The sequence below is a fragment of the Agrobacterium sp. DE0009 genome, from assembly GCF_007680755.1.
GTDB classification, from domain to species: Bacteria; Pseudomonadota; Alphaproteobacteria; order Rhizobiales; family Rhizobiaceae; genus Agrobacterium; species Agrobacterium tumefaciens_B.
In genome coordinates, this window is record NZ_VEIU01000001.1 from 1,655,131 (window position 1) to 1,667,370 (window position 12,240).

Genomic DNA, 12,240 nt, shown 5'->3' on the forward strand with positions numbered 1-12,240 from the left:
ACATCGTCCAACATCAAAGCGGGGCAACGTCCCCGCTTTTTTTGTGCCTTAAATCGCAACCAAACCGCTTTCAGCGCATTTCCACCGCAAGATGGGGTGGGGAGGACCAATCAAAACGAAGCGGCAGAGCAGACGGTTTGGTTAATGGCGACGTGCTGGAACAGGTAAGCGTGGCACAAGCGCAACTGTGGAAAAGACTTCGCATTAACCCGGTATTCAGCAAGCTGCTTTATTGATATTCGCCACATTCCAAACATATCCCGAACCCTCAATTCACACACGGCGGCGCGATCCGCACGAACGAACGTCTGAAAGGCAATCATAAAATGGGCAGATCTATCGCACTCTTTTTTGCGTGTGCGGCTTTGGTGGTTCTGGCGGGTTCTTTCATGGCGCCGGGCACGGTTGCGGCGGGCAAGACCGGCTGTGCTCCGGCTTACGGCGTCGACCCCTGCGCAACGGCTTCGATCAGCGCGAACTGATCAGCCCTACAGCTTTAAAAGAAAAAGCGCCGCCGGTTTTCCGGGGCGCTTTTTTATTGTGCGGTCGTCGGCGGGTCAGCCAACAACGAGTAGTGCGACAAGGCCGAGCGCACCGATGACGATGCGCCACCACGCAAACGGCGCAAAACCGCGGCGCGACACAAAATCCAGCAGTGATCTCACCACGAAGAGGCCGGACACAAAGGCCGCGATAAAGCCGACGGCAATCAGGGCGCTGTCATCAAAGCTCAGCGCATCGCGGTTCTTATAGAGATCCAGCACAAACGCGCCGAGCATGGTCGGCATCGCCAGGAAAAAAGAGAATTCAGCCGCCGAACGCTTGTCCGTGCCCATCAGCAGGGAGCCTACGATGGTGGCACCCGAGCGCGAGGTGCCGGGAATCATCGCAAGGCACTGAAAAAGGCCGATCTTGAACGCAAGCGACGGCGGATACTCCATGATGTCTGTATATTTCGGCTTCAGCGGCATGCGATCGACGGCGAGCAGAATAACCCCGCCGACGATGAGCATGACGCAGATCAGCATCGGCGTTTCAAACAGCACTGTCTTGATGAAGTCATGCGCCAGAGCACCGATGACGGCCGCGGGCAGGAAGGCCAGCGCGACGGCAAGGACGAAACGACGTGCCTTTTCACTTGTCGGCATCGCCAGAGCGATCGAGACAAGCTTATGAAAATAAACGAGAAGAATGGCGAGAATCGCGCCAAGCTGGATCAGAACGGCGAAGGTGTTTCCTGGCGATTTGAAACCGAGGAAATGACCAGCCAGTAACACATGCGCGGTGGAGGACACGGGAATGAATTCCGTCAACCCCTCGATAATGCCCAGCAAAAGCGCGCTGATGATCGACTGGTCACCCATGGGGTATCCTTCTTTTCAGGGGAAAGTGGCGATGGAAGGCAATTGCGTTAAACTTGTTTTAAATTAGCCAAGCTCTTATAGCGTCTTGATGAAGCGAAACTGAAAAAGTTTTCCGGCAAATGCCGATCATACCAACCAATCGTAAAAATTGAGTACCAATGCCAACTCTCTATCACTCTCCGATGTCGACCGCGTCCCGGTTCGTTCGTCTGATTCTCGCGGAATACGGCTTCCAGACCGATCTCGTCGAGGAACAGCCGTGGGAAAGGCGGCGGGAGTTTCTGGCGCTCAATCCGGCCGGCACCCTGCCGGTCTATCTCGATGACAACATGCGCTCGTTGAGTGGCCCTTATGTGCTCGCCGAATTTCTGGACGAGACGCATGGGGTTTTGAAGCGCGACCGGCGGCTTCTGGCGGAAGACCCATTCCAGCGCGCGGAAATCCGCCGTCTGACGGAGTGGTTTCTGCAAAAGATGGAAAATGACGTGACCCGGCCGCTGGTGCGCGAACGGGTTTACAAATTGCAGATGACGGCGGCGCAGGGTGGCGGACCGCCGGATTCCAAGCTGCTGCGCACGGCTCGCAACAACATCCGCCAGCACATCAAATATCTGGAGTGGCTGGCGGGCTCGCGCACGTGGTTGGCTGGTGACCGGTTGAGCTATGCCGATCTCGCCGCCGCCGCCGCCGTTTCGGTGCTGGATTATCTCGGTGAGATCAACTGGCTTGAAGCGCCTATTGCCAAGGAGTGGTATCAGCGGGTGAAATCCCGTCCGTCATTCCGGCCGTTTCTCAGCGAACGCATCCCGCGTCTTGCCCCCTCCTCGCACTACGCCGATCTGGATTTCTGAGGGCTGTCCTCCCTGTTATTTGCTGTGGCGTGCGCCTCAGCTTATATATGCCGCACAATAGGCCTCTGGAGGAAAGACGATCGACGTTGCCGACGACAAGCAGCGGATACGCGCGCGCAAACTGACGGATTTCGTTCGTCGGGAGGCGATTTCGCTCGGCTTCGATCTCTGTCGCATCACGGTACCCGACAGCATTCCGCTTGCACCGGAGCGGCTGCGGCAGTTCCTCGACAATGGCTACCACGGCACCATGGCGTGGATGGAGGAAACCGAGGCGCGTCGGGCGGAACCCAAAACGCTCTGGGGTGATGTGCGCTCCATCGTCATGTTCGGTCTCAATTACGGCCCGGAGGAAGACCCGCGCCACCTGCTTCTGAAACCGGACAAGGCAGCCATTTCGGTCTATGCCCGCAACCGCGATTACCATGACATCATCAAGGGGCGGCTGAAGGAGATCGCCACACGCTTTGCTGCCCGCGCCGGTGAGGATGTGAAGGTCTTCGTCGACACTGCCCCGGTAATGGAAAAGCCGCTTGCTGCCGCGGCCGGTCTCGGCTGGCAGGGCAAACATACCAATCTCGTCAGCCGCAGCCATGGCTCCTGGCTGTTTCTCGGCAGCATGTTCACCACGGCCGAGCTTTGTCTCGATGAGGCCGAGAAGGATCATTGCGGCTCCTGCCGCGCCTGCCTCGACGCCTGCCCGACAGCGGCCTTCCCTGCCCCCTATCAGCTGGATGCGCGCCGCTGCATCTCCTATCTTACCATTGAGCACAAAGGACCGATCCCGCACGAATTCCGGCCGATGATCGGCAATCGCATTTATGGCTGCGACGACTGTCTTGCCGCCTGTCCGTGGAACAAGTTTGCGGCGAGCGCCTCCGAAATGAAGTTGCAGGCGCGCGAGGATCTGAAGGAGCCGTCCATCGCCTTCCTGCTGACCCTCGACGATGCCGCCTTCCGAAGTTTTTTCAGCGGCTCGCCCGTCAAGCGAATTGGCCGCAATCGCTTCATCCGTAATGTACTGATTGCAGCTGGAAATTCTGCCGACCGGCAATTTGTCGAGCAGTGCAAGACACTTGCGCAGAACGATTCTTCCGCAGACGTGCGCGGCATGGCCGTCTGGGCTTTATCGCGCCTTATGGACAGGGACGAATTCCGTACATACTCTGCCGGTCGCGCGCCGGAGACTGATCCGGAGGCGGAAATGGAATGGCAACGGGCAGAGGCGTAACGCATGCATGTAATGATTTTCGGCGCGGGATATTCAGGAAAAGCCATCGCAACCGCGCTGAAAATAGATGCAGCAACCGTCTCGGGCACCACGCGGAGCACCGATAAATTCCCGAGCCTTGCCGCTGCAGGCATGGCCCCGTTTATCTTTGACGGCTCGCAGCTCAATGATGCGCTCATCGCCGCCATGGCCGATGTGACGCATCTCGTACAGTCCGTCGCGCCAGGCAAGGAAGGCGATCCCTTACTTGCGTGTCTCGGCGACGATCTCAAAAAATTGCTGCCAAATCTGAAATGGCTGGCTTACCTTTCCACCGTTGGCGTTTATGGCGACCATCAGGGCGCCTGGGTTGATGAGACAACAACCTGCCGTCCCGTTTCCGCACGGTCCGTGGAGCGCGTGGCGGCGGAAGCTGCGTGGACCGAAGCAGCTGAGAAAGCGGATGTGCCGCTTGCCATTCTCCGTCTTTCCGGAATTTACGGTCCGGGTCGCAACACCTTCATCAACTTCGCGAAGGGGACAGCGCGGCGGCTGGTGAAGAAGGACCAGGTGTTCAACCGCATCAGGGTGGAGGATATCGGCGCGGCCGCTGCCTTTTTGGCACGTCTAAATGAACGTGGCATCTTCAACGTTACCGACGACGAGCCATGCCCGCCGCAGGATGTGGTGAGCTTTGCAGCTGGAGTGATGGGCGTTGAACCACCCGCGGAGCAGGATTTCGACACCGCCGATCTAACGCCGATGGCGCGCTCCTTTTATGGCGAGAACAAGCGTGTCTCAAATGCCAAAATGCGGGATCTCGGCTTCGATTTTGCCTATCCGGAATACCGACAGTCCCTGCGCCAACTTTGGGAAAGCGGCCTTTGGCGAGGCTGAATATGCGTGATCCGGAAACGATGAAAAATCCATCCAATCGCATTTTAGCGGATGGTTTTCGTTGAAATCAGGCGAATTAAGACTTAATTAACTACGCCGAATCGCTAAAATACTACTGATTGGAAAAATATTTCACTCACATTTCGTGAAGAGGATTCACGAAGCGATGACTTGCAATAGCATTCCCCTTGATCCTTGATTCTGCATTATTTTTTGCGAGTTTTACGTCGGGTGTCGTTGGACGCCCTTCCCGCTGACTATCACGAATGTTACAATTTGTAACAGTTCGTGATTTGAGATCAGCTTTTTTTCGCCATTTTTCCCTCGCCCTACAATCTCGCATCAAAAGGCGTTCAGGCCAGTAAATGGCCGTTTAGCAAGGGCACAATCAATCGGCGCGGGGCCGATTTTCAGGGAAGTACAGTTTGTTGAATATCCGTCGTATAACTTTCACCGCTGCAACTATAGCCGCCTGTTCCATCATCGCGCCTCTTCAGGCGAATGCGGCAAATGGTTGTGGAGGCGCATCGTGGTATGCGTTGTCCTCCAAGACTGCTTCGGGCGAGCGTATGAACGCTGCCAACCTGACAGCCGCTCACCGCTCCCTGCGGTTCGGCACCAAGGTAAAGGTTACCAACGCCCGCAACGGCAAGGCCGTTGTGGTGCGCATCAACGACCGCGGGCCATTCATCAAGGGCCGCGTTCTCGATCTTTCCAAGGCTGCCGCCAAGAACATCGGCATGATCAGTTCCGGCACCGCCAAGGTCTGCTATGAGGTCGTCAAGGCCGATTGAGCCTTGCCCTCGCCGCCTTTCGCGTCTACCAACCGGGCTTATCAGAAGAACGAGGTAGACAATGCGTTTAGGCGGACGTTTGGCCGGAGCGATCGAAGTATTGGCGGACATTGAGGGACGCAGACGTCCCGTCGCCGATGCTCTGAAGGATTGGGGCCTTGCCCATCGTTTCGCTGGTTCCGGCGACAGGGCGGCCATCGGCAACATCGTCTATGACGCGCTGCGCATGAAGCTCTCGCACGCCTGGCTGATGGATGATGATAGCGCTTCCTCTCTCGCCTACGCGGTTTTGCTGCGGCAATGGGGCAAAAGCTTCGAGGCGCTCGCGGCGGAATTCGAAGGCGACAAGTTCGCCCCCGCCGCACCCGATGCGGAAAAGCAGCAGGCGTTCTTATCCCGTTCGCTCACCGAGGCGCCGGCCTATATTCAGGGCGATATTCCCGAATGGGTGCAAACTTCCTTTGAGACGGCATTTGGAGAGCGCTGGCTCACCGAGGCGCAGGCGCTGAACGAGCGCCCCACGCTTGATCTTCGCGCCAACACGCTGAAGGCAACGCGCGACAAGGTGCTGAAGGCGCTGGAGGAGAGCGGCGCGGAAGCCACGCAGATTGCCCGGCAGGGCGTTCGTATACCGGCCGGCACAGGGCCTTCCCGCCTGCCAAACGTGACAGCCGAACTTTCCTTCCAGAAGGGCTGGTTCGAGGTGCAGGACGAAGGTTCGCAGATCGTCGCCGATCTTGCCAGTGCCCATGAAGGCGAACAGATCCTGGACTTCTGCGCCGGCGGCGGCGGCAAGACGCTGGCCATGGCGGCCAGCATGAACAACAAGGGCCAGGTTCACGCCTTCGATGCTGATCGCAAACGGCTCGCACCGATCATCGAGCGGCTGAAGCGGGCCGGTACACGCAATGTGCAGGTGCATGACCGCGCCTCCGGCCTTGCGCCGTTCGAGGGAAAATTCGACCGCGTCCTGGTCGACGCCCCCTGCACCGGCACCGGAACATGGCGCCGCCGCCCTGATACAAAATGGCGGCTGACGGCTCGCAATCTGGAAGAGCGTGTGCAGCAGCAGGGCGAGGCGCTTTCGCAGGCGAAGAGCTTCGTGCGACCGGGCGGCGAGCTGCTTTATGTCACCTGTTCGGTATTGCCGGAAGAAAACGAACAGCAGGTGCGCCGCTTCTGTGAGGAGAACCCTGAATTTGCCATTGAGTCCGCGATTGAGCGCTGGCAGACGATTTTCGGCGGCAAAGCGAATAAACCGCATTCTTCCGATGGCAAGACAGTAACGTTGACGCCTGCAACCACAGATACGGATGGATTCTTCTTCTGCGTGATGAAACGCGAAGCATAAAACAGGTTTTGCACGCAGCGATTTTAGTTGAGGAGCGCGACGCGGCGTTGTTTCAAAGCGTTCTAAACTAGAATGTTTGACACAAGTTTGTGATTGGGTCAGAACTCGCCTGCCGCAGCGCAACGTAATGTCGTGTCTGCCGAAGGAGAGGGCTCATGATCCGCAAGACAATTCTCAGCGCGTCCTTCGCGCTTCTGGCCGCATCGGCGGTCTTCACCGCGCCGCCTGCACGGGCAGCGACCGACGCCGCAGCCGTGATCAAGCATTATGCGGATGTGGCCCATGCCAAATACGAGGATTCGCTGACCACCGCGAAGGCGCTCGACAAGGCTATCGACGCGCTGATCGCAACGCCGAGCGAAGAGACCCTCAAAGCCGCGCGCGAAGCCTGGATCAAGGCGCGCGTTCCCTATCAGCAGTCGGAAGTCTATCGTTTCGGCAATCCGCTTGTCGATGCCTGGGAAGGCAAGGTCAACGCCTGGCCGCTGGATGAGGGTCTGATCGATTATGTCGACCCCTCTTACGGTACGGAAAGCGACGAGAACGAGCTCTACGTTGCCAACATCATTGCCAATCCGAAGATCAAGATCAGCGGTGAGGACGTCGACGCCTCCAAGATCACCCCGGAGCTGATCGAAAGCCTGCACGAGGCGGGCGACGTCGAAGCCAATGTGACGACCGGTTACCATGCCATCGAGTTCCTGCTCTGGGGTCAGGATCTGAACGGCACCGGTCCGGGCGCCGGCAACCGCCCTTACACCGATTACGACAAGGCGAATTGCACGAATGGTAATTGTGACCGCCGTGCAGATTACCTGAAATCAGCCTCCACTCTCCTGATCAAGGATCTTCAGGAAATGGTGGATGCCTGGGCACCGGAGGGTGAGGCGACGAAGACGGTGGAAGCCGATCCGAAAGCGGGCCTCACCGCCATTTTGACCGGCATGGGTTCACTCTCCTATGGTGAGCTTGCGGGCGAGCGCATGAAGCTTGGCCTGCTGCTGCACGATCCGGAAGAGGAGCATGATTGCTTCTCCGACAATACCTATAATTCGCATCTCAACGACGCGATCGGCATCGCGGCCGCCTATACGGGGGACTACACCCGCGTGGACGGCACCAAGATGACCGGTGCGTCGCTGTCGGAACTCGTCGGTGCCAAGGACAAAGCGCTGAACGACGAGATGCTGGCAAAGCTTAACAAGACGCTCGACGCCATGCATGCGATGGAAAAGCGTGCCCAGACGGTCGAGGCCTACGACCAGATGATCGGCGAAGGCAACAAGGAAGGAAACGCCGTGGTTCAGGCGGCCATTGATGGCCTGATCGACCAGACCAAGACGGTCGAACGCGTTATTGCGGCACTCGATCTTGGCAAGATCCAGCTTGAGGGTTCGGACAGCCTGGACAATCCGACCACCGTCTTCAAATAATCATTCGGGCGGGCCGCAATCCATTGCGGCCCGCCTACCAAATGTGCTTTCCCACCGTCATGGAAATGTCGCCGCCTCCGATCCGCAAGCCGTTTTTCGTCGCCGGGGCAGCCTGCCTGGTGGCGTCGGTGACGCTCGCCGCGCCGCTGCGTGACGACCTGACGGAGGACGACCGAAGCCGCGTGCTGGCTGTCACTGCGCCGACGACCGATTTCACGAGGCCGGAGCCCTTCGAGGCCATGTCCGGCGGCGCGACCACCAGCACCGGCAAGGCCGATGGAACCGCATTTTCCCATCCGTTCGCGACGATGCCTTTCGAACAAAAGCAGGATTTCAAGCTTGGCAACGCGCTGTTTCAGAAGCTTTGGGTTTCTTCGCCCTCCTCCACACAGGCCTCGGATGGGCTCGGCCCTCTCTATAGCGCGCGATCCTGCCAGACCTGCCACCTGAATGACGGCAGGGGCCACCCGCCGCGGGCTGGCGAAGACCCGGTTTCGCTGTTTTTGCGTCTGGCGCGACCCGCCCGTAGCGAGGAGGAACGGGCCGCGATTGCGCGCCATGAGGTGCTGAATTTTCCCGATGAGACCTATGGCCGGCAGTTGCAGACTCTGGCTATCCCGGGGCTCGCAGCCGAAGGCAAACCGGTCATCACCTACACTGAAGCGCCGGTCAAGCTTTCGGATGGTGAAGTGATAATGCTGCGCAAGCCTGCCTACGTCGTTAAAGATTTGAGTTATGGCCCCCTCGGCGCTGACACGACGCTGTCAGCGCGCATTGCCATGCCCACGCTCGGGCTTGGTCTCATCGAAGCGATTGGGCAGGCCGATATTCTGGCCAATGCCGACCCTGACGATAAAGATGGCAACGGCATTTCCGGGCGTCCAGCATGGGTGAAGGATCACCGCACCGGCGAGACGAAGCTTGGCCGGTTTGGCTGGAAAGCGCAGAATGCCAGCGTGCGCGACCAGAGCGCCAGCGCCTTTTCCCACGATATCGGCATTTCCACGCCGGATGCGCCGAATGCCTATGGCGATTGCACTTCTGCACAGAAGAACTGTCTTGCCATGCCGACGGGCGTGCAACCCCGGCTTGGGCCTGTGGAAGCACCCGATCCAATACTCGATCTCGTGACTTTCTACACCGAAAACCTCGCCGTCCCTCGCCGCCGAGATGTTGATGATCCGGTCGTCCTCCACGGAAAGCAACTTTTCTATACGTCCGGCTGCACGGCCTGCCACACGCCGAAATTCGTCACCCGCCGCGATACTGCCGACCCCATGCATTCCTTTCAGTTGATCTGGCCCTATTCGGATTTCCTGTTGCACGACATGGGAGAGGATCTTGCCGATGGTCAGCAGGTGGGCGAAGCCAGCGGGCGGCACTGGCGCACCCAGCCGCTCTGGGGTATCGGCTTGACGCAGCGCGTGAACGGTAACGGCTTTTACCTGCACGATGGCAGGGCGCGCAGCCTGCCGGAAGCGATATTGTGGCACGGTGGCGAAGGGCAGACGGCGCGCGACGCCTTCGCCGCCTTGCAAAAATCCGACCGGCAGGCTTTGCTGGCCTTTCTGGAGTCCCTTTGATGAAGCTTGCCATGCGAAAATTATCCAGTGTCCTGTCCGTTTTTCTGCTTTTTGCTGCGCCCCTGGCAAGGGCGCAGGATGTGGAACTGCTGCCACCACCGCCGCTTGACCCTGTGCAGGTGCGCAGCGTGATGGAAAAGGCCGTGAATGGATTTATCCGCCCCGGCTACGACCACTTCAGGGGGGCCGCGGAAAAACTCGAGGGCAGCATGAAAGCCCTTTGCGAAGCTCCCTCCCCGGTGACGGAAACAGCGGCCAAGGCGTCTTTTGCCGATACCGTATCAAGCTGGTCGACCATCGAAATCGTGCGGGTTGGACCTGTCATCGAGAAGAACCGTTTCGAACGCGTGCTTTATTACCCCGACAAGAAGGGTCTCGGCCTGAAGCAGGTGCAGCGTTACCTTTCGGAAAAGGATGAAAGCGTTACCACCGCCGATGGCCTGAAAGGCAAGAGCGTCGCGGCACAGGGGCTTGGCGCGCTGGAATTCGTGCTTTACGGCACGGGCGCGGAAGAATTGCTCGACAAGAAAGGTGACTTCCGCTGCCGCTTCGGCGCCGCCATCGCCGGTAATATCGCCAATGTGGCGACAGAGCTTTCCGACAGCTGGAACGCGCCTGATGGTGCACAGAAAAACTGGACACAGCCGGGACCGGACAACCCCGTCTTCCGCGACGAGCGCGAGGCGCTCGTCGGGTTGCTCGGCATTCTCGTGCACGGCGCAGAGGCAATCCGCGACCAGCGGATCGAAACCTTCTACAAGGGACCGGACAAGGCGATCTTTCCCCGAACCGCCATTTACTGGCGATCCGGCCTGACCTGGAAGAGCATCTCCGCCAATATCAAAGCTGTTCAGACGCTGCTGCACACGGCGGATATGGTCGAACTCGTGCCGCCCGACCAGCGCTCCATCGTCAACTCCATCGACTTCATCGCCAAATCGATGGTCCGCGTCGCCGGAACCATCGACACGGATGTGCAGAAGGCACTGGATCAGGACGACCAGCGCGCTAAGGTGGATTATCTGCTGCTCAATGGCAAAGATCTAATCTACCGCCTGAACGACCAATATGGCGGGGCAATCGGCCTCAGTTCCGGCTTCTCCTTCGCCGACGGGGATTGAACCGATGGCACCGGATCGTCGACCGCTGCTGATAGACCGGCGCAGCTTCATCAAGGCGGCGGGTATTCCCTTTCTCGCTGCTCTTGCTCCACGGTCACTCCATGCACTGGAGAGAACCGACGCTGTCTTTGCCTCCGCCTTCCGCGCCCGCGATGGCTCCTACGGCATTGCAACGGTAAGCGAAGCGGGCGAGATCATCGACCGGGTCACCCTTCCCGCTCGGGCCCATGGCATGGCGACCAGCCACGCGACCGGCATGATTGTGGCCTTTTCGCGCCGTCCCGGCACATTTTTCATGGCATTCGACCCTACGCGGCGGCGCGAACCTGTCGTGATGCATACGCCGGAGAACCGCCACTTCTACGGTCACGGCCAGTTCTCGCCGGATGGTTCGATCCTCTACGCCAGCGAAAACGATTTCGATGGCAATCGCGGTGTTATCGGCCTTTATGACGCACGCAACGGCTTTGCCCGCATCGGCGAATATGACGCGCACGGCATCGGCACACACGATATGACGGTCAGCGATGATGGTCGGCTGATCGTGATCGCCAATGGCGGCATCGAAACCCATCCGGATTTCGGCCGCACGAAACTCAATATCGACGCGATGCAGCCTTCCCTCGTGCTGCTGGACGCCGCAACGGGCCGGTTGATCCAGAAACACGCTATGCCGGAAAAACTACGGCAGCTTTCCACCCGCCATGTCGATCTTGGTGACGATGGCCGTATCTGGTTCGCATGCCAATATGAGGGGCCGCGCAACGATCGTCCGCCGCTTGTCGGCCACTTCTCCAGGGGAGAGGATGTAATCTTCCTTGATCTACCGGAAGAAACGACGATACGCCTTGCCAATTATGTCGGGGCCATCGCGGTCAACAGACACGAAGGGCTGGTGGGCCTCACCTCGCCCAATGGCAACGCCGCGGTGATGCTCGATGCGAAATCCGGTCGTGTCGTTTCCGAGACGAGCCTGCGCGAAGCTGCAGGCGTGGCCCCCGCCGCCAAGGGTATCGCGGTTTCCTCCTATGATGGATTTTTCGGAACCATTCGCAGCGACGTCGCGTGGGACCAGCATATCGTGCGCATCGCGGGCTAAAATATTGAAAAGGCTTGGGAACAAAAATATGGGCCGCGCATTGGAAGCGTCATGAAAAACCTCACCGTTTACATTGTTTTTATCGTCGCCGTTGTCGCCATCGGAGCTCTCATCGGCGTCAACAATGTGCCTGGTGAATGGTACCAGTCGCTGCAAAAGCCCTTCTTCAATCCACCGAACTGGATTTTTGGTCCAGTCTGGACAACGCTTTACGTGCTGATCGGCATCGCGGGTGCGCGCACCTGGATCAGAAGGCCCACGGGTACGCGGATGCGCCTCTGGTTCACACAGATGGTCCTCAATTTCCTGTGGTCGCCCATCTTTTTCGGCATGCAAAGCCCGGTCGGCGCACTGGTCATCATCATTCCCATGCTGATCTGCATCATCGCCTTCATGGTTCTGACTTTTAGCCGCGACCGGCTGTCGAGCCTGCTGTTCGCGCCCTACGCGCTGTGGGTCGCTTTTGCCACTGCCTTGAACGCCAGCATCGTCGTGTTGAACTAAAAAGCCGCTATTCCCCTTGCCTTGCCTGACGCG

12 protein-coding genes are annotated in these 12,240 nt (G+C 58.7%); 11 read left to right on the top strand and 1 reads right to left on the bottom strand.

Features of this window, described 5'->3' with window-relative positions; translation table 11 throughout:
* The first annotated feature begins 326 nt into the window (after positions 1 to 326).
* Entirely contained in the window at positions 327 to 482 is a 156-nt protein-coding gene (locus FS804_RS24925; protein ID WP_172801621.1) for a hypothetical protein, read from the top strand.
* Positions 483 to 557: 75 nt separating this feature from the next.
* Here FS804_RS24925 and FS804_RS08345 read toward each other — a convergent pair whose 3' ends face one another.
* Positions 558 to 1,364 (bottom strand): undecaprenyl-diphosphate phosphatase, encoded by an 807-nt coding sequence (locus FS804_RS08345; protein ID WP_144576128.1) that lies wholly within the window; start codon positions 1,362 to 1,364, stop codon positions 558 to 560.
* A 158-nt stretch (positions 1,365 to 1,522) separates the two neighbouring features.
* Here FS804_RS08345 and FS804_RS08350 point away from each other — a divergent pair, with 158 nt between their 5' ends.
* The 10 genes from FS804_RS08350 to FS804_RS08395 all read left to right on the top strand — a co-directional run bounded on the left by FS804_RS08350 (position 1,523) and on the right by FS804_RS08395 (position 12,207).
* Positions 1,523 to 2,215 carry a glutathione S-transferase family protein gene (locus FS804_RS08350; protein WP_003520121.1) on the top strand — a complete coding sequence of 231 codons (693 nt, stop codon included), beginning with the start codon at positions 1,523 to 1,525 and terminating at the stop codon, positions 2,213 to 2,215.
* A 79-nt stretch (positions 2,216 to 2,294) separates the two neighbouring features.
* On the top strand, positions 2,295 to 3,446 hold the full coding sequence (gene queG, locus FS804_RS08355) for a tRNA epoxyqueuosine(34) reductase QueG (protein ID WP_144576130.1): 1,152 nt from the start codon (positions 2,295 to 2,297) through the stop codon (positions 3,444 to 3,446).
* A gap of 3 nt (positions 3,447 to 3,449) precedes the next feature.
* Positions 3,450 to 4,322 (top strand): SDR family oxidoreductase, encoded by an 873-nt coding sequence (locus tag FS804_RS08360; protein ID WP_144576132.1) that lies wholly within the window; start codon positions 3,450 to 3,452, stop codon positions 4,320 to 4,322.
* A 425-nt stretch (positions 4,323 to 4,747) separates the two neighbouring features.
* Entirely contained in the window at positions 4,748 to 5,116 is a 369-nt protein-coding gene (locus FS804_RS08365) for a septal ring lytic transglycosylase RlpA family protein (RefSeq protein WP_063949493.1), read from the top strand.
* Between the two features lie 61 nt (positions 5,117 to 5,177).
* The gene (locus FS804_RS08370; RefSeq protein WP_144576134.1) at positions 5,178 to 6,467 is read left to right on the top strand and encodes an RsmB/NOP family class I SAM-dependent RNA methyltransferase; all 1,290 of its coding nucleotides are present in this window, start codon (positions 5,178 to 5,180) and stop codon (positions 6,465 to 6,467) included.
* Between the two features lie 155 nt (positions 6,468 to 6,622).
* Complete coding sequence (locus tag FS804_RS08375; RefSeq protein ID WP_144576136.1) at positions 6,623 to 7,900, top strand: imelysin family protein; 1,278 nt, start codon at positions 6,623 to 6,625, stop codon at positions 7,898 to 7,900.
* A gap of 59 nt (positions 7,901 to 7,959) precedes the next feature.
* Positions 7,960 to 9,483 (top strand): di-heme oxidoredictase family protein, encoded by a 1,524-nt coding sequence (locus FS804_RS08380; RefSeq protein ID WP_186376738.1) that lies wholly within the window; start codon positions 7,960 to 7,962, stop codon positions 9,481 to 9,483.
* Positions 9,483 to 10,604, top strand: a complete 1,122-nt coding sequence (locus tag FS804_RS08385; protein WP_144576140.1) for an imelysin family protein — start codon at positions 9,483 to 9,485, stop codon at positions 10,602 to 10,604. Before FS804_RS08380 ends, FS804_RS08385 begins: the two co-directional genes overlap by 1 nt.
* A 4-nt stretch (positions 10,605 to 10,608) precedes the next feature.
* Entirely contained in the window at positions 10,609 to 11,703 is a 1,095-nt protein-coding gene (locus FS804_RS08390; protein ID WP_144576141.1) for a DUF1513 domain-containing protein, read from the top strand.
* Between the two features lie 51 nt (positions 11,704 to 11,754).
* Complete coding sequence (locus FS804_RS08395) at positions 11,755 to 12,207, top strand: TspO/MBR family protein (protein WP_144576142.1); 453 nt, start codon at positions 11,755 to 11,757, stop codon at positions 12,205 to 12,207.
* Positions 12,208 to 12,240 lie beyond the last annotated feature (33 nt).